This window comes from Palleniella muris (assembly GCF_004792655.1).
Lineage (GTDB): Bacteria > Bacteroidota > Bacteroidia > Bacteroidales > Bacteroidaceae > Prevotella > Prevotella muris_A.
In genome coordinates this window covers 135275-158299 of sequence record NZ_SRZC01000003.1, presented here as the reverse complement: position 1 = coordinate 158299, position 23025 = coordinate 135275, and the positions used below count along the sequence as shown (strand labels likewise).

At 44.5% G+C, this 23025-nt stretch carries 18 protein-coding genes; 11 read left to right on the top strand and 7 right to left on the bottom strand.

Going from position 1 to position 23025, the window contains the following annotated elements:
• Window positions 1-59 precede the first annotated feature (59 nt).
• Both E5358_RS02805 and lysS read right to left on the bottom strand, forming a co-directional pair.
• Window positions 60-1067 (bottom strand): NAD(P)H-dependent glycerol-3-phosphate dehydrogenase, encoded by a 1008-nt coding sequence (locus E5358_RS02805; protein ID WP_135938797.1) that lies wholly within the window; start codon window positions 1065-1067, stop codon window positions 60-62.
• Window positions 1068-1078: 11 nt separating this feature from the next.
• Window positions 1079-2860 carry a lysine--tRNA ligase gene (gene lysS / locus E5358_RS02800; protein ID WP_135938796.1) on the bottom strand — a complete coding sequence of 594 codons (1782 nt, stop codon included), beginning with the start codon at window positions 2858-2860 and terminating at the stop codon, window positions 1079-1081.
• Window positions 2861-3140: 280 nt separating this feature from the next.
• Between lysS and E5358_RS02795 the strand changes: the two genes are divergently transcribed.
• The 4 genes from E5358_RS02795 to E5358_RS02780 are packed head-to-tail and all read left to right on the top strand — an operon-like array spanning window position 3141 to window position 6137.
• Window positions 3141-3641 carry a sigma-70 family RNA polymerase sigma factor gene (locus E5358_RS02795; RefSeq protein ID WP_135938795.1) on the top strand — a complete coding sequence of 167 codons (501 nt, stop codon included), beginning with the start codon at window positions 3141-3143 and terminating at the stop codon, window positions 3639-3641.
• Window positions 3642-3669: 28 nt separating this feature from the next.
• Window positions 3670-4257, top strand: a complete 588-nt coding sequence (locus tag E5358_RS02790; RefSeq protein ID WP_135938794.1) for a DUF4974 domain-containing protein — start codon at window positions 3670-3672, stop codon at window positions 4255-4257.
• Window positions 4258-4273: 16 nt separating this feature from the next.
• Entirely contained in the window at window positions 4274-5293 is a 1020-nt protein-coding gene (locus tag E5358_RS02785) for a carboxypeptidase-like regulatory domain-containing protein (protein ID WP_135938793.1), read from the top strand.
• A complete protein-coding gene (locus E5358_RS02780; protein ID WP_135938792.1) occupies window positions 5214-6137 on the top strand; it encodes a porin family protein in 924 nt (307 codons plus the stop codon). Before E5358_RS02785 ends, E5358_RS02780 begins: the two co-directional genes overlap by 80 nt.
• A gap of 91 nt (window positions 6138-6228) precedes the next feature.
• Here E5358_RS02780 and E5358_RS02775 read toward each other — a convergent pair whose 3' ends face one another.
• Window positions 6229-9222 (bottom strand): PEP/pyruvate-binding domain-containing protein, encoded by a 2994-nt coding sequence (locus E5358_RS02775; RefSeq protein WP_135938791.1) that lies wholly within the window; start codon window positions 9220-9222, stop codon window positions 6229-6231.
• 472 nt (window positions 9223-9694) lie between these two features.
• The gene (locus E5358_RS02770; protein ID WP_135938790.1) at window positions 9695-10846 is read right to left on the bottom strand and encodes an MltF family protein; all 1152 of its coding nucleotides are present in this window, start codon (window positions 10844-10846) and stop codon (window positions 9695-9697) included.
• Window positions 10847-10983: 137 nt separating this feature from the next.
• Here E5358_RS02770 and hisG point away from each other — a divergent pair, with 137 nt between their 5' ends.
• From hisG to nrdG, 6 genes are all read left to right on the top strand, one after another.
• Window positions 10984-11835: an ATP phosphoribosyltransferase gene (gene hisG, locus E5358_RS02765; protein ID WP_135938789.1), complete on the top strand. Its 852-nt coding sequence runs from the start codon at window positions 10984-10986 to the stop codon at window positions 11833-11835.
• A 72-nt stretch (window positions 11836-11907) separates the two neighbouring features.
• Entirely contained in the window at window positions 11908-13197 is a 1290-nt protein-coding gene (gene hisD / locus E5358_RS02760; protein ID WP_135938788.1) for a histidinol dehydrogenase, read from the top strand.
• 27 nt (window positions 13198-13224) lie between these two features.
• Complete coding sequence (gene hisC, locus E5358_RS02755) at window positions 13225-14271, top strand: histidinol-phosphate transaminase (protein WP_135938787.1); 1047 nt, start codon at window positions 13225-13227, stop codon at window positions 14269-14271.
• A gap of 47 nt (window positions 14272-14318) precedes the next feature.
• On the top strand, window positions 14319-15869 hold the full coding sequence (locus tag E5358_RS02750) for an NAD(P)/FAD-dependent oxidoreductase (RefSeq protein ID WP_135938786.1): 1551 nt from the start codon (window positions 14319-14321) through the stop codon (window positions 15867-15869).
• 321 nt (window positions 15870-16190) lie between these two features.
• The gene (gene nrdD / locus E5358_RS02745) at window positions 16191-18290 is read left to right on the top strand and encodes an anaerobic ribonucleoside-triphosphate reductase (protein WP_135938785.1); all 2100 of its coding nucleotides are present in this window, start codon (window positions 16191-16193) and stop codon (window positions 18288-18290) included.
• Window positions 18291-18394: 104 nt separating this feature from the next.
• Window positions 18395-18859, top strand: a complete 465-nt coding sequence (gene nrdG, locus E5358_RS02740; protein WP_135938784.1) for an anaerobic ribonucleoside-triphosphate reductase activating protein — start codon at window positions 18395-18397, stop codon at window positions 18857-18859.
• A 109-nt stretch (window positions 18860-18968) separates the two neighbouring features.
• Here nrdG and menA read toward each other — a convergent pair whose 3' ends face one another.
• From menA to E5358_RS02725, 3 genes are read right to left on the bottom strand one after another with little or no spacing between them, the layout of a single operon-like run.
• The gene (gene menA, locus E5358_RS02735) at window positions 18969-19856 is read right to left on the bottom strand and encodes a 1,4-dihydroxy-2-naphthoate octaprenyltransferase (RefSeq protein WP_135938783.1); all 888 of its coding nucleotides are present in this window, start codon (window positions 19854-19856) and stop codon (window positions 18969-18971) included.
• A 9-nt stretch (window positions 19857-19865) separates the two neighbouring features.
• On the bottom strand, window positions 19866-20558 hold the full coding sequence (ubiE, locus tag E5358_RS02730; RefSeq protein WP_135938782.1) for a bifunctional demethylmenaquinone methyltransferase/2-methoxy-6-polyprenyl-1,4-benzoquinol methylase UbiE: 693 nt from the start codon (window positions 20556-20558) through the stop codon (window positions 19866-19868).
• 12 nt (window positions 20559-20570) lie between these two features.
• A complete protein-coding gene (locus E5358_RS02725; protein ID WP_135938781.1) occupies window positions 20571-21470 on the bottom strand; it encodes a patatin-like phospholipase family protein in 900 nt (299 codons plus the stop codon).
• A 146-nt stretch (window positions 21471-21616) separates the two neighbouring features.
• Here E5358_RS02725 and E5358_RS02720 point away from each other — a divergent pair, with 146 nt between their 5' ends.
• The gene (locus tag E5358_RS02720; RefSeq protein WP_135938780.1) at window positions 21617-23023 is read left to right on the top strand and encodes an aminopeptidase P family protein; all 1407 of its coding nucleotides are present in this window, start codon (window positions 21617-21619) and stop codon (window positions 23021-23023) included.
• Window positions 23024-23025 lie beyond the last annotated feature (2 nt).

Below are 23025 nucleotides of genomic sequence, written 5' to 3'. Positions count from 1 at the left end.
ACAGTGTGTTTGTCTGCTAATTAAAGGGAAGAGAAAATAAGATTGTATAAGGAGTTTGCTTATCGGAATGAATCGGTAAGTAGTTTTATCTCCACTTGTGGTGCGATGCGTTCATATAATATATTGTGTACGGCATCAAGGATTGGCATGTTGACATGCATTCTTCGGTTTATCTCTGTCATACACTTTGTTCCGAAATATCCCTCTGCTATCATTTCCATCTCTATCTGTGCCGATTTTACAGAATATCCCTTGCCAATCATCGTTCCAAAAGTGCGGTTGCGTGAGAAATGAGAATATCCTGTCACAAGGAGGTCACCCATGTATGCGGAATCAACAGTGAACGAGTATTCTTGGTCTTCTGCTGCGCATACCACTTGCAGGAAGCGGTTCATTTCCTGCAGAGCATTAGAGATAAGTACGGCTTGGAAATTGTCTCCGTATTTCAGTCCGGAGCATATTCCGGCAGCTATGGCATAGACATTCTTCAGGACAGAGCCGTATTCAATTCCGAGGACATCGGATGATGTCTTTGTCTTTATTGAATTTGATTTCAGTACCTCTGCAAATGCTTGGGCTTTTGCAGTGTCGGCACAGCCGATGGTAAGATATGTGAGACGGTCCAATGCCACTTCTTCTGCATGTGACGGTCCTCCTATGCAGGCAAGGTTTGCGTATGGGACATCATAAACCTGATGAAAGTATTCAGAGCATACCAGATTCTCGTCAGGGACAATACCTTTTATGGCAGTGACAATAAATTTGTCAGATATTCGCGCACGCAGTTTATTCAAGTGGTTCTTGAGGTAAGGTGAAGGTGTGACGAACACTAATGTGTCATAGTTCTGTACTATCTCGTTGAGGTCGGAAGAAAAGAAGATTTCGTTTATATTGAAATGAACGCCTGTGAGGTATGCAGGGTTATGCTGCAGATTCTTGAAATCCTCTATGCGGTCATTCCTTCGCATGTACCAGCCGATGTGATGTGTATGTGCGACAACAATCTTGGCGATAGCTGTTGCCCAGCTACCGCCTCCGATTATTGCTATTTTTCCACAATCAAACATAAGTTTAAGTGTTATGCGTTGGCTTTTTCAATCATTGACTCAAACTCGTCTACCTTAGGATTCTCAAGTCCGAGTTTGTACTTTTTGTTTACGCCGCAAACATCCATCTGAAGCTTTTGTGCTTTGACATTCTTGATGTCTGAAACGAGATAATAACCTGCTTTGTTGAAGAGCGGCACCCATTCCTCCGGCACTCCGACAGCTGCCCATTCAGCATTTGTTGAGCGCGGAGCTTTCTTCTCAGGCTTCATCTGAGGGAAGAGCATTATCTCACCGATGGCGAACTTTCCGGTCATGAGCATCACAAGGCGGTCGATACCGATACCGATACCTGATGTCGGTGGCATACCGTATTGCAAAGCACGAAGGAAATCATGGTCGATAATCATTGCTTCGTCGTCACCCTTGTCAGCAAGTTTCATTTGGTCGATGAACCTCTCTTCTTGGTCGATAGGGTCATTCAGCTCAGAGTAAGCATTAGCAAGCTCTTTACCGTTGACCATGAGCTCAAATCGCTCTGTAAGTCCCGGCTTTGAGCGGTGCATCTTTGTAAGCGGGGACATTTCGACAGGGTAGTCAGTGATGAATGTCGGCTGTATGAATGTTCCTTCGCAAGTCTCGCCGAAGATTTCGTCGATGAGCTTTCCTTTTCCCATAGTCTCGTCAACCTCGACACCGACTTTCTTTGCCACTTCGCGCATTTCGTCCTCACTCATTCCGTTGAGGTCATAACCGGTCTTCTCCTTAATCGCGTCAAGGATAGGCAGACGGCGGTATGGTGCTTTGAAGGAGATGACCTTGCCGTCGATTTCCACTTCCGGCTTGCCATTCACTGCAACACAGATTTCCTCGAGCATCTTCTCCGTGAAATTCATCATCCAGTTGTAGTCCTTATAGGAAACGTACAGTTCCATACATGTGAATTCCGGATTGTGGGTCTTGTCCATTCCCTCGTTGCGGAAGTTCTTTCCCATCTCATAAACACCCTCGAATCCACCGACAATTAGTCGCTTCAGGTACAACTCCGTGGCGATACGCATGTACATATCCTGATTGAGAGCGTTGAAATGCGTGATGAAAGGACGTGCGCTTGCACCGCCGGCGATGTTCTGCAGTATCGGAGTGTCAACCTCTGTATATCCCGCCTCATCAAGTATTCTGCGCATGGTGCGCACTACGGTAGCACGTTTGAGGAAAGTGTCCTTCACGCCTTCGTTGACAACAAGGTCGACATAACGTTGGCGATAACGCAGCTCAGGGTCATCGAACTTGTCATAAGCCACACCGTCCTTGTACTTCACGATAGGCAGTGGCTTCAAACTCTTGCTGAGCACAGTCAGTTCCATGGCATGAACGGAAATCTCACCAGTCTGTGTGCGGAACACATAGCCTTTGACACCGATGAAATCGCCGATGTCAAGGAGCTTCTTGAACACTTTGTTGTAAAGGTCTTTGTTCTCGTCAGGGCAGATTGCGTCACGCTGCACATAAACCTGTATGCGTCCCTTGGAGTCCTGTATCTCGGCAAAAGCTGCCTTGCCCATGATGCGCTGTGACATCATGCGTCCTGCTATGCATACCATGCGGGAGTTCTCCGGTGTCGCCTTTCCGGGGATTTCGTTTCCTTCCTCATCCTTTTCTTTAGGAAGGTCGACAAAGTTCTCTATGATTTCTGTGGAGAAAGCGTCTGTCGGGTATTCTGCCGCAGGATATGGATCGATTCCCATATTGCGCAATTCTTCGAGTGACTGACGGCGTACAATCTCCTGTTCTGAAAGTTCTAAAATGTTCATATCTCTTCTTGTTGCTTAATGTTCTGATTTTACTTTAGTTTGCAAATTTAATGATAAATAATGTAATGACAAAACCTTCCCATGTTATTTTATTAAAAATTAAGGCAAATGATTGTGCGCTGACATATAGTAGGTGTGCTACATGCATCTGATTGCAAAACCTTTGGATTTTGAGTGCACACCTCAATATATTTATGTAACTTTGCACACGAAAAAATATCCTTTCAGGGGTTGGGAAAATCAAATGTTTATTGTCATATAATCAAACAACACGACAACAATGCATACTACAGAGTACGACATAGACATTATTTACAAGAAAAATCAAAGCAAGATGCTTCGTTTGGCGACGCTTCTGCTGAAGGACATACAGGCTGCGGAAGATATTGTCGGCGATGTGTTCCTGTCATTATCCGACTGCGGCATTGACAATGTTATAAACATTGAAGGCTATCTCATTACGACGGTTCGCAACAGATGCTTGAACAGACTCAAGAGTCTGAGCTACAGGGAAAAGGTGAAGAGATGCCTGCCTATAGAGAGCGTTCCGGACAATGTTTCATGCAATGATTATAGCATGGAAGCGGAAGAGCGAATGCAAGCTGTTGAGGCATTCATCCTCGAACAACTCACTCCGCAGACGCAGACAGTGATGCGGATGCGATTCCAAGAGAACATGAAATATGCGGAAATAGCAACTGAACTGAACATCAGCGAGGCTGCTGTATATAAACACCTTGCGCAAGGAATCCGAAAGTTGAAACAGAGATTCAATCCATAATAGTACCAACCTTGAAAAAGATAATTCAATGGAGAAAACAGATATTATACTCAAACTTATTGAGAAGCCGGAGAATTTTACCGAAGAGCAAATCGCAGAGATACTCTCCGATGAGGAATGCCTCAAATTGTATCTCACCGTGTGCGATGTTGACAGTATGTATAAGGCATCACGCCGCAGCAAGAAGAAGTCTTTTGTGCAAAGATACCAGTGGGCAGCGTCTCTCGCGGCACTTTTTGTGTCGGGAATAGCTATTGCTGCTGTGAGCACCGGCTTCTTCCGCCATGATGATGGTTCTGCCGGACAGAATGAAAACGTGAAAAGCGAGCGGCAAGTGACACTGGCAAAGCAAACAGTGCCGTCAAAGACAACAACCTCAAACGCAATACGGAAAACATTCGACAATGCCACACTTGAGGATGTTTTCGCAGAGATGGCGCGCCATTACGGTTTTACTGTTGTATTCGAGGATGAGAAAGCGAAGCAAATCAGAATCTTCTACGAATGGGACAGCGCAATGCCACTCTCTGATGTTGTCAAAGAACTATCCAATTTCAATAAAATCTCCCTGTCTCTGACAGAAGACAACGAGCAGATTTTGCTTACCGTCAAATAAAACGCATACCATAGTCATGAACAGAATTATTTTCACAATAATATTATGTGCAGCGCTCTTCTCTGCACACGCACAGAAGATTGTCCGCAATTACCACGGCACACCATTGCTGGAAGTTCTCAAGGATTTAAGCAAGACAACAGAGAAGAGGATAACATTCATTTACAACGATTTGGAAGACTTCTCCATTACAAAGAGGATAAAGCGCGACAAAGTGGCGGATGCCATACGAGAGGCGGTGGGATTCTACCCGATACGCATTGTGGAGAGCGACAGCCTGATTTGCGTGGAGTGCATCAATAGCGACCAAAGCCGTCTTGTCGGCCAACTTGTCGACAGTAAGAACAAGCCCGTGGCTTATGCCAACATACAATTGCTCAACCCGAAGGCCTCAACGTACATCACCGGTGGCGTGAGCAACGAGGTGGGACGCTTTGTCATTCCTTCTCCGATAAAGCAAGTGCTGGCGAAAATCAGTTGCGTAGGCTTCAAGACAATCACTAGTCTGTATAATGTCACCGACATAGGCAAGGTTTCCATGCGTGAGGCGGGCATTATGTTGCAGGCAGTGCAAGTTGAGCAGAAGGAGGCTGTGCGCGATGGCGATAGGGTGAAGTTCTATCCTTCAAAGGATTTGAAAAACAATGCTTACAATGGATACAGTGCGCTTTCTTTGATGACTCTTCCAGGCATCGATGTTGATGTTGTAAACAAGAGCATCACAAAACTTGGTGCGCCCGGACTCCTCATTTGTCTCAACGGACGCCCCGTTGAGAGCGACGAGATTGAGACAATCAATCCAAAGGATATTGAGCACATCGACTACTATCCTTATTACAACGCTGACTATCCCACAGCAGGTACAGTTATTGATTTCAGGGTAAAGCGCAGAGACCACGGCGGACAGATGTATCTCCATGCAGGCGAAGACCTTAACATTGTCTCAGGCAACGACATTGCAGACTGGAAGATATATAGCAAAAACACAGAATATCCAGCTGTCGATAGACCTTCAGCAACGCTTTGTGAACGTTGACAACAGCATCATGTCGTACAACAAAAGCTATTTCACTCCGAAGGCGTACATCACCATCGAGATGCCAAAGAGCAGCCAGCTGTCTTTGGGTGCTTTCATGGGAGTGTTCAACCCTGACTTCAATCTCTATGACACAACGGTGAAGTCCATCGACCCATACCAGACCCTTACCGGCAACCCTGATTTGCCGATCAGAGACGTGTGGTCGGCATACTATAGCTTCTATATGCAGCGAAACTGGGGCTATCTGCAGTTGTACGGCAGTTATGAGCATTCAAGCGATGTCATCTATCAGACGACTGTCTATGATTCTCAGGAAAACGTGTTCCGTCACTCTTTCCTAAGCGGTGGCAAGAAAGAAGATTTGGGAATCAATGCCAACGGACAGCTTAACATCATTCCAAAGAAACTAAAGTTTTCAATGGGATTGACATACAAACACAAGACAGAGCACGGCGTGCCACGCAACACTGTGGACTTTCTCTGGCAGTACTACGGGCTGACATACATCGCGAAGAGGTTCAATGCGCAGTTGTCATACAAGTCTGAGTCAAAATACATCAGCCTTGGCAAGACTGTGACAATGCCAGCCTTACTCAGATTCTCTGCAGGATACAACTACAAAGGCCTAAACCTTAACTTCAGCACTAGGAATCCGTTCATGCGCTGCCACACTAAGAGGGTCTACTCCGTTGATGGCTTCAACCAGACGTCACGCTCTTATACACCGTACGAATCCTACGACTTCTTCAACATCAGCGTATCTTATCGCTTCAACTACGGCAAGAAACACAAATTCAATGACGTGGATGTCGATACGCAAAAGAAATCAGCGATATTGTGATGTCATTATGCAGAAATACCTTTACACTGTTTAGTTGTTAAAACGGTGTAAAGGTATTTCTGTACAACGACACTATGCCGGACAGCCTCTTCTAAAAAGCATATTCTTCCGCGGCAGGTTTCGTGACAATGCCTTTTTTCTTCATGCCGTCAATCTTTGCTACCAATGGGCTTTCAAGTCTGATGTGGCGGATGTGTTTTGTCTCGTTGTGTGCCGGCAGGCTGTCAAGCCATTCCTTGTCAAACAGTCCGTCATCCTTGTATGGGTTGATTGTGAAATAAGCAACGCCAAGTGAAGTGAGGTTCTGGAAGAAATGCGTGCCTTGTGAAGGGTCAATGCGGTAATTTGTTAAGCCACATTCGACAATCACCCGTGCACCGGAGATGGCAGGCCATTTCACCGGGATGCCGAGCCAAGGATCGCTTGAGCCCCATCTTCCGGGACCTACAAGGATATAGCCTTTCCCCTCCTGAAGCATACTGTCATTGATTTTCTCCATTTCGTCGGCAATTTCAGGATTCATGGAAGCGTTGTATCCGTCTGTCTTGACATACACAATATCATGCAGGTCGGACATTATGCCGTGTCCTATCGCACTTTCGGAGCGCAGTACAAGGTCTTCGTCATTGACAGCGTCAAGGTCTTCGTCAAGCATCATCTTGTTGTCAACCATCGGTCGGATTTGCAGTAGATAGAACTCGCCGGTCTTGTCATCATTGACTGTGCAGGCAAACTCTATCTCCACGGGGCGCATCATTTCCTTTGCGCCATATTCAAGAATTTTCTGAAGCACTTGTGGCAATGGCAGCACGTTGTACTGGAGGATGCCGCTGAAGGATATAATCTTGCGGTTTCTCCCTTCATAATATCCGTCGCGTATCACCTGGTCATACGGGTCAAACGTGGAGCACAGCCATTTCAGCACTCCGTCCTTGTCAGCCTGACGCACGGAAAGGTTCAGTAAATTGAAGCCGTCGTCTGTCTTGAAGTTGAGCTTTGTCTGTGCAAGGTCAAGCGCAAGGAACCGTGTCTGTGTCTCACGCAGTGCGATTTCCATTTCCGACAACTGCATAATCTTTTTCGGCAAGTAAGGGTCAACACGCAGATTCTCGCCTCCGTCCACGATATATTTGCCGAGACCGAGAGCCATGTTCACGATTCCGTCCTCTGCCTTCTGGTCTTCGACGGGATAGTAGTTTATGGAACGCGCCACGCCCGATATGTGCGGATAGAAGCGTGTCTCGTGAGTCTGTCCCACAAGTTCCTGAATGATGACCGCCATCTTCTCCTGGTCGATGATGTTTGCCGTAGCAGTCATGTATGCTTTGGAATCCTTGTAGAACACTGATGCATAAACAGCCTTTATCGCATCGGCAAGCATTTCGAGACGCTCACCGGTATCTTCTGTGGGAGGAATCATGTAGGTTGAATAGATTCCAGCAAACGGCTGATAGTGTGCGTCTTCAAGAAGTGAGGAAGAACGTATTGCGAGTGGTCCTTGTACCACATCGACAAGGCATTTGAAGTCCTCCTCCAGCCTTTGGGGAAGATGCGCTTTGATGAACGCGTCAAGAATCTCCTCGTCGGAAGCATTGGACAATGCCATGGGGTAAAGGTCGTTTTTCTCCATGAACTCGTCAAAGACATCCGTACACAAGACCACAGTCTTCGGTATCATGACCGGCAACTGCTCAAAGCTGTTCAGGTCGGCGTGCTTCTTTATCAAGTGGTCAAGGAAGGCAAGTCCGCGTCCTTTTCCTCCAAGTGAGCCGTCGCCGATGCGTGCGAAATTGGAGAAATGGTCGAAGCGTTCGCGGTGGAAGACCGCCACAACACCCTGGTTCTTCATTCTGCGGTATGCCACAATGGCATCGTAGATAATCTGCCTGTGCTTGTCAACATCCTGCAATGACTGCCACGTGATTTTCTTAAGGAATTCCGAAATAGGGAAGAGTGCCCTTGAGCAGAGCCATCGGGAGACATTGTTGCGTTGGATGTGCATCAGCAACGCCTCGCGCGGAAGAGTGAAGATGTTGTCCTGCAGCTCCTTGAGGTTGTGAATTCGCACAAGCGGCTCGAGAGTTTCTGAGTTGCGGAAGATGAAATCTCCGAAACCAAACTTGTGTAGGATGATTTTCCTCAGGTCATGGTCGAGTGACTTTGAGTTCTTGTTGATGAATGAAGCGTCACACGATACTGCCGCTTTCACATTGCTTTCTTCGGAAGAGTCCATAATCAACGGCACGAATCTGTCAACGGCACGGACGGCGCGAAGCAGCTGCACACCGGCATCGGGCACAGCCTTGCCACCGTCAGTCATAGGGAAACGACAGTCGGAAATCACTCCTAAAGTATTGTCTGAGTATTTTTGGTATAACTCCCATGCTTCCCGGTAATTGCGTGCAAGGACAATTTTTGGTCTTCCACGCATTCGAAGCGTCTCCAAAGTGTTGTTCAATGCTTCGGACGCGAAGTTCAATGACTGTTGCAGAATGAACTTGTAAAGTATGGGAAGGAAAGAAGAATAGAAGCGTACGGAGTCCTCTACAAGCAGAATCATCTGTGCTCCGGCAGACAAGTCTTTCTCCAGATTCATCTTATCCTCCATGAGTTTGATGATGGACAGCAGCAGATCGGCATTGCCAAGCCAGCAGAAGACATACTCGAAGGCAGACAAATCCTCGTTCTTCATGCGCTCATTCACACCGTGGGAGAATGGTGTGAGCACAACGATTGGAAGGTTTGGATAGGCGGCTTTTATCTGACGTGCAATGTCAAATACGTCGTTTGACTCCGTACTTGGCATGCAGATAATCAAATCCGGCTGCTTGTCTGTCCATTTCTCAACATCTTCACGTGAATAAGCACGGAAGAAACGTGGCGGATAGCGTAGTCCGAGACGTACATATTCATTGAAAAGTTTCTCGTCGATACGCCCGTCATCCTCCAACATAAACGCATCGTATGGATTTGCGACAATGAGCACATTGAATATTCGCCTTTGCATCATTGACATGAAGTCTGTATCTCTGAGAGTCAGTCTGTTTTTCTTAGGTAACACCTCTGTTGGCTTCTGTTCTTCCATTGTATTCTTTTGTTTTCGTTCCTTTGGCAAAGTTACTAAATAAAATCAAGGTTTATTAAAATAAAAAGGAAAAATTATAATTTGTTTGCAGAGAAGCGGAGCGACCAGTCTGCCTTTCTGTGCAATCATTGGTTGGATTTTCTTTTTGTGGACGATGTGGAATGTCATAATGAAAGGTAACGCTTCATTGTGTAAAAGGTAACACTTGACTTGGTGAAAGGTAACGCTTTGCATGGTTAAGTGTTACCTTTCATTGTATATGTGGTGTTTTAATGTCTGTTAGTTTTTTTAGTTTGCCAAAAGAGGTGGTGCGCAAGACAAATTGCAAGCGTCTGCCCTGTATTTGTGGCAAATTGTCAAACGACAATGCTTTTGTCTTTTAACGGGGCTTTCTGTTACCAACTGTCACTCTCTAAATATGATTTTTGCACACCAAACGGTAGTCTGTAATATATGCGAAATGTGCCCCATTTCATTCTTTAGGCTTGTATTTATGGTGCTTCACCGCTTTTTGCGGAGTGATATCCATAGGCGAGGAATGCGCCTGTCCTCTGTATCCGGCGTATCTTTGCATTATCTTGCTGACATAGCCAACTGTTTCCGTACCTCGCATATAGCCGTATTTCACAACAGGGTCATTATAATATTGTGCTTGGGACAGCTTCAGCACATACTCTTGGACATTACTCCATTGGTGGTGATCCTTGCCGTGTTTTTGTGTCAGAGCCATTGCGTCGCGTATATGATGCTTGCCTCCATTGTATGCCGCCAAGGCGAAACGTATGCGGTCTCCATTGCGCGGGATGTCCCGGAATTCAGACATCAGCATCTTCATATACCGCATTGCAGCAGCTATGTTATGCTCCGGAGAATAGATGTCCTGCATGGACAGCCCAAGCACCTGTGCCGTCGACGGCATTATCTGCATCAGTCCGCATGCTCCCGCCCATGAGTGGGCGCGTGGGTCAAAGCACGATTCCTGATAGCATTGCGCCGCAACGAGCCGCCAATCAAGCCGCGCCGTCGGGGCGTATTTCCTGAACATGCCGTCCCACCGTGAGATGATGCCTTTCTGCCTGTCCATCATCGGTTGGTAGACATGGCGTGTCACGCCACCGGTGGCAAGCAGCGATTTCTGCATTTTTTCTGTTTCGGCAAGCATACTGTTATGATACCATTGCTTGATACTTTCAGCCACATCCCTGTTGTTTGTCAGCCATTTTGGTCCACAACTGTAAAGCCCTTTTCCGGCTTTGACCTTTGATTCCGGGACAATTACAATGTCCCCCTCGCCGGAAGCAAGTTTGCCAATCATTTCAGCACTGTCACGACATACTTCAACACGCAGCTTGACTCCAAGTCTCTGAGCATACTTTTCGGCAAGAAGATAATGCAGCCCCATCCCGTGACCACGGTATTCATAATAGGTGTCAGGACCATTTGTCGTGAAAGCGATGAGTTCACCTTGGGAGACAATGTCGTCAAGAGACAATTCTGTGGCAGAATCAGCCTCAACTTCTTCTGTAACAACATCACCCCATGGAGTCTCTATTTCTTCATGTGACTGTTTCTGTGTGCACGCAGTTATGACAAATGGCAATATTAATAAAGATATATATTTCATTTTTATATTTAACAAGTACAAAATTAGACATTTTATTGCGCATGTCAAAATTTTATTGTAACTTTGCCACGAATTATAAGATTTATTTACACAACAGGTGCTTCTGTTCAGGGGTGCCATTTTCAGGAACAACAAATATGTTAAGAATCGCTGTACAGTCAAAAGGCCGCCTTTACGAGGATACAATGAACCTCCTTAAAGAGACGGGAATCAAAATCAACAGTGCCCGCCGCACACTTCTTGTGCAATCGGCAAATTTCCCATTGGAAGTGCTTTACCTCCGTGACGATGACATTCCGGAGTGCGTTGCAAGTGGTGTTGCGGACATAGGCATTGTGGGTGAGAACGAGTTTGTCGAGCGTGGAGAAGACGCAAACATAGTGAAACGTCTCGGCTTCTCCAAGTGCCGCATTTCGCTTGCCATACCGGAGGCTGTGGAATATACCGGTGTGAAATGGTTTGACGGAAAGAAAATCGCGACATCTTACCCGAACATTCTCAGGAAATTCGCTGAAAAGGAAGGCATAAGCATGGACATCCACGTCATCCAAGGCTCTGTGGAGATTGCTCCCGGCATCGGGCTTTCGGATGGAATCTTTGACATTGTCAGCTCCGGTTCAACACTTGTCAGCAACAAGTTGCGCGAAGTGGAGACAGTCATGAAGAGTGAGGCTTTGCTTATCTGTAATAAGGAACTGACTACGGAGAAGCAGGCTGTTTTGGACGAACTGCTTTTCAGGATGCAGTCTGTCCTTGTTGCCGATGACAAGAAGTATGTCCTTATGAACGCTCCTTCGGATAAGGTGAAGGATATTTGTGCCATACTTCCCGGCATAAAGTCTCCTACAATCCTTCCTTTGGCGACAGAAGGCTGGACATCAATCCATACCGTGATAGACCAAAAGCACTTTTGGGAGATTGTAAACCAGTTGAAGACTGCAGGAGCAGAAGGTATCCTTGTGCTTCCTATCGAAAAAATGATTCTTTAGTCCAATATGCCTGTTGCCATGAATGGCAAGCGCGTTTTTGGTGCAGGCTGTATTTCATATTTGTTTCCGGAAATGAATATAATAAAGTATCCGACTGTATCTGAATACAAGAAAATATGTGAGCGTCCTCATTTCGACGCTACACAGTTGAATAAGGTTGTCTGTGGCATTCTTGATGATGTGCGTTGCCGAGGCGATATTGCCGTAAGGGAATATTGTGAAAAGTTTGACAAGGCATGCATTGAGGACCTTTTGGTTACCAATGCGGAAATAGAAGAGGCGTACGACTCTGTAGCCCTGGAACTTCGTGATGCCATCATCCTTGCTCACAAGAATATCAAGGAGTTCCATGAGTCGCAACGGTTTGAGAGTAAACCTGTTGAAACAGCTCCGGGCGTTGTCTGCTGGCAGAAATCAGTTTCCATAGAGAAGGTTGGGTTATACATTCCCGGTGGCACTGCCCCTTTGTTCTCTACGGTTCTTATGCTTGCCACTCCGGCGAAGATAGCGGGATGCAAAGAGATTGTACTGTGCACTCCGCCTGACAGAGAAGGTAAGGTAAACCCTGCCGTCCTTGTTGCTGCAAAGGTTGCAGGAGTCTCCAAAATATTCAAGATTGGTGGTGTGCAGGCCATCGGAGCAATGGCTTATGGCACGGAGTCAGTGCCGAAGGTCTATAAGATTTTTGGTCCGGGAAACCAATATGTCATGGCAGCCAAGCAGCAGGTTTCACTCTCTGATGTCGCAATCGACATGCCGGCAGGACCGAGTGAGGTGTGTGTCGTTGCCGATGAGACAAGTAATGCAGAGTTCGTTGCTGCCGACCTTCTGTCACAAGCAGAGCATGGCGTGGACTCGCAGGTGATTCTTATATGCACATCCGAGGACAAAGTCAATGAAGTGCAAGCAGAGGTTGCCCGCCAACTGGCATTGCTGCCACGCAAGGAGATTGCAGCAAAGACACTTGAAAATTCACAGTTTGTGCTTGTGGAAGACACGCATGCTGCCATGGATTTATCCAATGCCTATGCACCTGAACACCTTATTATATGTACCAAGGATTATAATGAGTTGGCAGGCATGGTTGTCAATGCAGGAAGCGTATTCCTCGGGGAATACGCATGTGAGAGTGCGGGCGATTATGCTTCAGGCACGAATCACACATTGCCCACCCACGGGTATGCGACGACATATAGCGGCGTGAATCTTGACAGTTATAACAGAAAAGTAACCTTCCAGCATTTGACAGAAGAAGGCGTGAGGTCAATAGGGCGCGCGGTAGAGGTGATGGCAGAGAATGAGCATCTTGACGCTCATAGGAATGCCATGACAGTGCGTCGGGTGAAAGTGGAGGGGATGTAGTGTTGAATAAAAGGAAATTGCCGATAAATGAGACAGTTAAAGGAACTTGTAAGAAAGAATATTTGGGCTTTGAAGCCTTATAGCAGTGCACGTGACGAATATAGCGGGCATGTTGCTCATGTGTTTCTTGACGCAAATGAGAATCCGTACAATGGTCCATACAACCGTTATCCGGACCCTTTGCAGCATGAAGTCAAAGATGCACTATCTAGGATAAAAGGTGTTTCCTCTGATTGCATCTTTCTTGGGAATGGATCTGACGAGGCAATAGATTTGGTTTTCAGATGTTTCTGCGAACCGGGTATCGACAATGTCGTCGCCATAGAGCCGACGTATGGAATGTACAAGGTTTGTGCAGACATTAATGGTGTTGAGTACAGACCGGTCTTGCTTGATGCCAACTATTGCATGTCATCAAGTGCTGTCCTTTCAGCTTGCGACAAATATACAAAGGTTGTGTGGATATGCAGTCCCAACAATCCATGTGGCAATGACATCGACAGGGAAGAGATAAAAAAAGTCATAGAAGGCTTTTCCGGAATTGTTGTTATTGATGAGGCTTATTCGGATTTCTCCGCACAAAAGACTTTCAGAGCAGAACTGGATGCTTATCCTAACATTGTAATACTCAATACGATGAGTAAGGCGTGGGGATGTGCGGCGATACGTCTTGGCATGGCATTTGCATCAAAGGAGATTATTGGCATTTTCAATAAAGTGAAATATCCTTACAATGTCAATCTTATGACTCAGCAGAAAGCACTTGAGATTCTGCAAGCCAATGCAGATGTCTGCCATTGGGTGAACATATTGTTGGAAGAACGTCATCGTGTCATTGCTGCTTTCAAAGAGTTGCCTATATGTGTGAAGACTTTTCCGACATCGGCAAATTTCTTCCTTGCGAAAGTCTCTGATGCACAAGGTATTTATGATTATTTGGTAGACAAAGGTATTATTGTTCGGAATCGTACAAATGTACAGTTGTGTGACAACTGTCTCCGAATAACGATAGGAACTCGCACAGAGAACAATGAATTGCTGGGTGCATTACGTACATATACAGCAAACAACTGATTTGTGCGAAAACAGAACATGTGTTTTTGCTGATTAATGTTTCTGAAATGATAAAGGAATTACAAATACGTGTATCGCCACAAATAGCTTCGCAGCAAAGTCTGATTCGCGATTATATTAGTCGTGAACATGGAATTGATGCCAGGACGATAACCCATATACGAGTGCTGAAACGCTCTATTGATGCCAGACAGCGTCAGATTTATATAAATCTCACATTACGGATGTATATAAATGAGGAGCCACAGGATGAAGAATATGAGAAGGTTGTGTATAATGACGTGTCAGGAGCACGCCAGGTTGTCGTTGTTGGTGCCGGTCCCGGCGGTTTGTTTGCAGCTCTAAGATTGATAGAATTGGGATTACGTCCCATAGTCATAGAACGTGGCAAGGATGTGCATGAACGCAAAAAAGACCTTGCCCGAATCAAAAGGGAGCAGGCTGTCGATGCAGAATCAAACTATTGCTTTGGTGAAGGTGGTGCAGGAGCTTATTCGGATGGAAAGCTATACACTCGTTCCAAGAAGCGTGGGAATGTTGACAAGATATTGCGTGTGTTCTGTCAGCATGGCGCGCCTTTGTCCATTTTGTCGGATGCTCATCCGCATATAGGCACAGATAAATTGCCAAGCGTTATCGAGTCCATGCGCAACACAATCATAAAATGTGGAGGAGAAGTGCATTTTCAAACGAAAATGACAGAGCTGATTCTGCAAAATGATACTGTGACTGGTGTTATTGCCAATGGGAAGGAATTCTTTGGACCAGTGATTCTGGCAACAGGACATAGTGCCCGAGATGTCTATCGTTATCTTGCACTCGCCAATATAAAAATGGAGGCAAAAGGCATAGCAGTCGGAGTGAGGTTGGAACATCCGTCAGAATTGATAGACCAAATACAGTATCACTCAAAACAGGGTAGGGGAAAGTACCTTCCTGCAGCAGAATACAGTTTTGTGAACCAAGTCGATGGACGTGGTGTATATTCTTTCTGCATGTGCCCCGGAGGATATGTGATTCCTGCTGCAACTGATAAAGAGCAGATAGTTGTGAATGGAATGTCGCCAAGTTCACGTGGAGGCAAATGGTCTAACAGTGGCATGGTTGTCGAAGTACGTCCTGATGACATTGAAGGAGGAACGTATGATTCATTGAGCATGATGCGTTTTCAGGAGAAACTGGAAAAAGATTGTTGGCAGCAAGGAAACATGAAACAAACGGCGCCTGCCCAAAGAATGGCGGATTTTGTCAATGGAAAATTAAGTTATGACCTGCCACAGTCATCCTACACACCGGGACTGATAAGTTCTCCACTTCATTTTTGGCTGCCTCAGCAAATAAGCAAACGGTTGCAGGAGGGATTCAGAATGTTTGGCAGGCGCTCACATGGATTTCTTACCAATGAGGCTTGCATGATAGCTGTTGAGACAAGAACATCGGCTCCGGTACGTGTGCTTCGTAACAGTGACAATTTACAGCATGTGGAAATAAACGGATTGTTCCCTTGCGGTGAAGGTGCAGGATATGCCGGTGGAATTGTTTCTGCCGGTGTTGACGGAGAACGGTGTGCAGAAATGGTAAACTTTTATTTCTCATAGCAGATAAAAGTTTACCATTTCTGTCATGATGTGTAATTATGTCTGTTACCGCAAATGTATAGACTGTTTGTTTTGAATTTTGCTTGTATTTTATTGTTTCACAATGTGTTATATGTGGTGCTGTAAAATATTTCCAAAATAGTTGTAGTAATATTTTGAGTTTTGTTTTTTTTGTATTACCTTTGCAAAAGATTTCCAAAACGGAAAACTTTCAGGTTTGAATTTTGGAAAAAGTTTCCCAAAATGGAAAATTATTTTTAGAAATCAAGGTAATTAAATTGCAGGATTTTTTACATTCTTATACTCATATTTGAACAATAAATGGAAATCAAGAACTTTACAATTACAAAGCGTGACGGAACCAAAGATGCATTCTCGCTTGACAAAATCATGAATGCAATAATCAAGGCGTTCAATTCTGTTAACGAACCGGTTGACTTGGGACGTATTTCAAAGATTTTGAGCAATCTTGATATAAATGATGGGGTCACAGTAGAAGATATCCAGAACCAGACGGAGATTGCTTTAATGAAAGAAGGTTACTATAAGGTAGCCAAATCATTCATGCTTTACCGCCAGCGCCATACAGAGACACGTGACGAATTGGATCGTATGAAGTTCTTGGCAGATTATTGCCATGCGTCAAATGCTGCAACAGGAAGCAAATTTGATGCAAATGCCAATGTGGAACACAAAAACATAGCAACTCTTATAGGAGAGCTGCCAAAGGGCTCGTTCATAAAATTGAATCGTCGCATGCTTACTGACCGTATAAAGACAATGTACGGAAAGGAACTTGCAGACGAGTACATGCAGCTCTTGCAGACACATTTTATATATAAGAATGATGAAACCTCCCTTGCGAACTATTGTGCTTCCATAACAATGTATCCATGGCTGATAAACGGAACAGACGGCATTGGCGGCAATTCTACAGCACCGACAAACCTGAAGTCTTTCTGTGGTGGTTTCATCAACATGGTGTTTATTGTCAGTTCCATGCTGTCCGGTGCTTGCGCTACTCCCGAATTCCTGATGTACATGAACTATTTTATAGGCAAGGAATATGGTCTTGACTATTGGAAGCATCCTGAACAGCAAGGTGATTTGTCATTGAAAAAACGTTCAATTGATAAAATCATTACAGACTGCTTTGAGCAGATTGTCTATTCCATAAACCAGCCGACAGGAGCCCGCAATTTCCAGGCTGTATTCTGGAATGTGGCATATTATGATAAGTGTTATTTCCAGTCATTGTTTGAGAACTTCTATTTCCCTGACGGCTCACAGCCTGACTGGGAAGGACTGTCATGGCTGCAGAAGCGTTTCATGAAATGGTTCAACAAGGAACGCACAAAGACAGTGCTGACTTTCCCTGTTGAAACCATGGCTCTTCTGACAGAGAATGGAGAACCTCGTGATAAGGAGTGGGGAGATTTTACGGCAGAAATGTATGCAGAGGGACATTCATTCTTTACATATATGTCGGATAATGCAGACTCTCTGTCATCTTGCTGTCGCTTGCGTAATGAAATCCAGGATAATGGATTCTCCTACACTCTTGGCGCAGGTGGAGTGTCAACAGGTTCAAAATCAGTGTTGACAATAAACCTTAACCGCTGCATTCAGTATGCAGTGAATAACGGCAAAGACTATAAGGAGTTTCTTGAGCATATCATAGATTTGTGCCATAAAGTCCAAACGGCTTATAATGAGAACCTTAAGGAACTGCAACAAAATGGTATGCTCCCACTGTTTGATGCAGGGTATATCAACATTAACCGCCAGTACCTGACAATAGGTGTGAACGGTTTGGTTGAGGCTGCGGAGTTCATGGGGCTAAAAATAAATGATAATCCGGAATATAAGACTTTTGTACAAGAGATTCTTGGTCTTGTTGAAAAATACAACAAACAATATCGTACAAAAGAATTGATGTTCAACTGCGAGATGATTCCGGCAGAGAATGTAGGCGTAAAACATGCAAAATGGGATAGGGAAGACGGTTATTTCGTTCCACGTGATTGCTATAATTCCTATTTCTATGCTGTTGAGGATACATCTTTGACAATCATAGACAAATTCAAGTTGCATGGTGCACCTTATATAGAGCATCTTACCGGTGGTTCTGCTCTGCACATGAATCTTGAAGAGCATTTGTCAAAAGAACAGTATAAGCAGCTTATACATGTTGCTGCTGTTGAAGGATGCAACTATTTTACATTCAATATTCCTAATACAATCTGTAATGATTGTGGCACCATAGATAAGCGTTATCTGCACGAATGTCCTAAATGCAAATCCCATAATGTGGACTATATGACACGTATTATTGGATACCTAAAGCGAGTAAGCAATTTCTCTCAAGCAAGGCAGGAAGAGGCACAGCGCCGGTATTATGCAGGTTCTGATAAGATGTAGTTTTTTATATTATCAACATTAATATTTCATTTACCGAGGGACTCGACATGGCTTGTTGGAAAGTCCCTCGGTTTTTTACAGAATAATACAATCTTTGTTATATAATTATGAAGTTTGTCAACGAAAGTATTGTCTTTCAGGAAATTCCTGATGAAGTTACGCTAGCAATAAACATAAGCAATTGTCCTTGCCGTTGCCCTGGCTGTCATAGCAAATATTTGTGGGGAGATATAGGAGATATTCTTACACACGACTTGTTGGAGAAAATGATAACGAAATATGACAACGCTATCACTTGTGTAGCATTTATGGGTGGAGATGCCACAATCAATGATTTGAATGATTTGGCTATCTATATGAAAAATATACATCCGGCATTAAAGGTCGCATGGTATAGTGGTAAAACTTTGATTGCACCAACGTTGCATAAAGAATACTTTGATTACATTAAGATAGGTCCTTACATTGAACATCTTGGCCCCTTAAATAAAAAAACAACGAACCAAAGATTATACATGAAACAAGGTTCTGAATGGTGTGATATAACTTGTAGATTTTGGGATAAATAATTTATCCAACAATTGTTCTTTTATAATCAAAGAATGCGCATTATGATAAATAGGATATAGCTAATAATTGCTTAAAGGAAAGTACCCTACTGTTTTACAAAATACATAATTACAAAATACATAAAACGAAATAAGTGATGTTAACCAACACTGCATAAATAAGGCAACGGTTATATTTTTTTCCTTCAGCCTTGGTCGTCATTCGCCATAAAGCGTATGCAGGAAAGACTATCAGAGCTGGCAAATCCAAACCAAAGGCTAAAATAGAAAAGCATGGCATAAGTAATACATATATAAACATTATGTACTCTGCACCACGACGACCAACACGGACTGGTATAGTACGTTTCCCTACAGGTATATCATCATTTATATCACGAAGATTGTTTATCATTAGAACACACATAGATATTAAACCACAGACAGCACCAGCATAATATGATTTCACCATTAGTGTACTAATTAGTTCCGGATGCGAGCCATTTGATGACAGTAGCAGATATGTTGTTCCACTGCTTGCAATGACTCCATAATATAGGAAGACAAAAATATCGGCAATTCCAAGATATGCCAAAGAATGGCTTGTTGCAGTATACAGCCATGCAAAAAGTAGTGCAGACAGTCCGATGGCAAGTATCACCCAACCACCAATAAGGATAAGAGGAAGCCCAAGCAGGCATGCTATGAATGCAGTTATAAGGCATGCACGCCGCATACCGGAGACACTAATGCTTCCTTCTGCAATTGCACGCTTGTACCCTACTCTGCCTGCTTTATCCGCACCTTTAAGGAAATCATAATAATCGTTTGTCAGATTGGAGAGTACTTGAAGAGAAACGGCACACAATGCAGTCAGCACTGCTGTCATTGTGTTTACAGGAGTTCCGCTTTTATCCACAACTACAACGGCTATCAGAACTGGTATGAGTGACAGCAAAAGAGTTTGTGGGCGTATGGTGCGGAACCAAAGTGCAATGCTATTACATATAGAACTCATATTTTGCGATTATTTCGTTGCTGTATAGATAGTTGTTATTCCAAATGTCAGTGGTTGGAAATGAACATTTTTGAATCCAGCGTCTTTTATGTGGCTTACCATTTCCTCTCCCCACATAAATTCTTTTACAGAGCGGTTCAGATAAGTGTATGCTGACTTGTCATGGCTGAAAATGCGTCCGACAAAAGGCAATACATGTGTAAAGAACAGGTCATAGCCAAACCGTATGATACAATTCTCCGGATAAGAAAATTCCAATATAACCAACTGGGCTCCAGGCTGCATGACACGGTAAAACTCAGCCAAACCTTTATCAGCATCAGGGAAATTCCTGAGTCCATAGGCACAAGTGAGAGCGTCGAAACTGTTGTCTGCATAAGGCATCTCAAGTGCACTGCCGTAATCAAAATGAATACTATCAGCAAAGCCAGCCTTGCACACCTTCTCTTGACCGATACGCATCATTTCTCTTGACACATCGATGCCTTGTATGTTGATGGATTTTCGCTGCCGCATAATCTCTATAGATAAATCAGCAGTACCAATCGCCACATCCAAAAGGTTTGATGCAGGTGTTAGTTTTTGTACAGTCTTGCGACGCCATGATTTGTCTATGTTAAGCGACAAAAGATGATTCAGCATATCATAAGTTCCTGCTATGCCATCAAAAAGTGTTCCTATAGTTTTTTTCTCTTCCAACATTCTGTGTGTCAATTATTTTTCCAGTTGCTTGCAAAACTCCCGCCCTATCTGCAGTCCTTCATCATAGAGGGACTGCATTTTTGTTGCATTTCGTTCTATGCGGTCTACTTTTATCGGTCTTTCCGGTCTGATTACTATGATTTTGCCTTCTTCCTCCAGTTTTTCAACCATTTCCAACTGATTGTTGTAGACCTCGCTTCTCTGATTCAATGATTTGCGGAAATGTGGATATTTTGGATAGAAAAGCAAGCGCATGGCATAAGACAAAGCTGAAACAACCCAATTATGCTTAATTTTCTTTCGATAGCCTTTATTTCGTGTCAATATGACAATACATTTCTTATACCCTAATTCCATGGCACGCAATACCGGGATACTGTCTACAATTCCTCCATCAAGCATAGGAGTCCCCAAAACATTGACAACATTGCCGACATAAGGCAAACTGCTGGAAGCGCGAACGACGTCAAGAGACAGTTGGCTGGCACTTTCACTATTGCCAATGCTTTCATAGGCAGGCATGTGGTTGGAGAGATATTCTGCCTTGCCGGTCAGCATGTTTGTAGTAACCATTTCAAATGTTTCCGGTGTGGAAAAATACTTGTTGAAATCATAAGGCCACAGTTCATAAGGCAGAGCACGGTAGAGCAAATCCACATTGAAGATGCAGCCCGTCTTGAGAAATTGGCGGATTCCAAGATACTTGTGCCCGTAGTCCTTCAGCATGGTGACGTTGGAGAAGTGCGCCCTCCCCTTCTGCTTTGTCAGGAAGCTGCATCCATTGCACGCTCCGGCAGACACACCGACAGAATAAGGAAACTGTAGCCCGGCTTCCATGAATGCGTCCAGCACACCGGCTGTAAAGACACCTCTCATTCCTCCACCTTCAAGAACAAGTGCTGTATTTTCCATTCTTTTTAATTTAAATAAATGTAAATTTCAGTCAATAACTTTGCAAAGTTAATAATTTCTCGGAAATAATTTGTAACTTTGCAAAGTTTATTAACACCTCTTAAAACTATCTTTCATAGCAAACTTGTTATTCAATTTATAGGCTCATGTTTACAAAAGAAACATATATAGAGCGCAGAAAAACGCTTAAGCAACTTGTAGGCAATGGCATCATTGTGCTGTTTGGCAACAATGAGTCACCATGTAACTACCCGTCCAACTGTTATTATCCATTCCGCCAGGACTCCTCTTTCCTGTATTATTTCGGTCTGAATGAAATCGGGCTTATCGGAGTAATCGATTGTGAGAGTGGCGATGAGTGGCTGTTAGGCAATGATGTTGATGTTGAGGACATTGTATGGTATGGCACGGTTCCTACTATCAGTGACCTTGCGGCAATTGTTGGTGTAGAGAAGTCTGCTCCGGTAAACACCATCAGCAAGATAGTGGCAGATGCAAAGCAGAAGAGCAGGAGAATCCACCTGCTTCCTCCGTATCGTCATGACAATCAGATTCAGATAATGGACTTGATCGGCATCCATCCTGCCTGCCAGAAGGAAGCTGCGTCGCTTGACCTGATAAAAGCTGTTGTCGAGATGCGTTCCACAAAGACAGCGGAAGAGATTGCAGAGTTGGAGCGTGCATCAATGATTGGTTATGAAATGCACACAAAGGCAATGCGCATGGTTCGCCCGGGAAGGACAGAGAAATTCATTGCCGGACACATTGACGGTGTGGCACATTCCTTGGGAGCACACGAGTCTTTTGCCACAATCTTCTCACAGCATGGCGAGATTATGCACGGCGGACCATCCATGGACAAACTTGAATCTGGTCGCCTTGTGCTCTGCGATTGTGGAGGAGAGACAATAAACAATTATTGCTCAGACCACACACGCACAATGCCGGTGAACGGAAAGTACACCCGGCAGCAGAAGGAAATTTATGACATTGTGGACGAATGCCACGATTTGGTGCTGGATATAGCGAAGCCGGAAATGAAGTATTTCGATGTCCATCTTGCAGTTTGCCGCCTGATGACAGAACGCCTGAAAGAACTCGGACTGATGAAAGGTGATGTCGACGAGGCTGTTGCACAAGGCGCACACGCTATGTTCCTGCCTCACGGATTGGGCCACATGATGGGAATGGATGTCCATGATATGGAAGGTCTCGGACAGATTCATGTAGGTTTCGATGAGGAGACACGCCCTAATCTTGAGCAGTTCGGAACAAACTGCCTGCGCATGGGAAGGCGGCTGAAGGAAGGCTTTGTCGTGACAGACGAACCCGGAATCTATTTCATACCGGCACTCATCGATGACTGGAAGGCGAAAGGTCACTGCAAAGACTTCCTGAACTTCGATTTGCTCGACAAATACAGGGATTTCGGAGGCATCCGCATTGAGGACGACCTGCTTATCACAAGTGACGGCTGTCGCTTCCTTGGTGAGAAGAGAATCCCTTACCACACAGCCGATGTGGAGAAATATATGGAAGAAAATGCAGAGTAGAA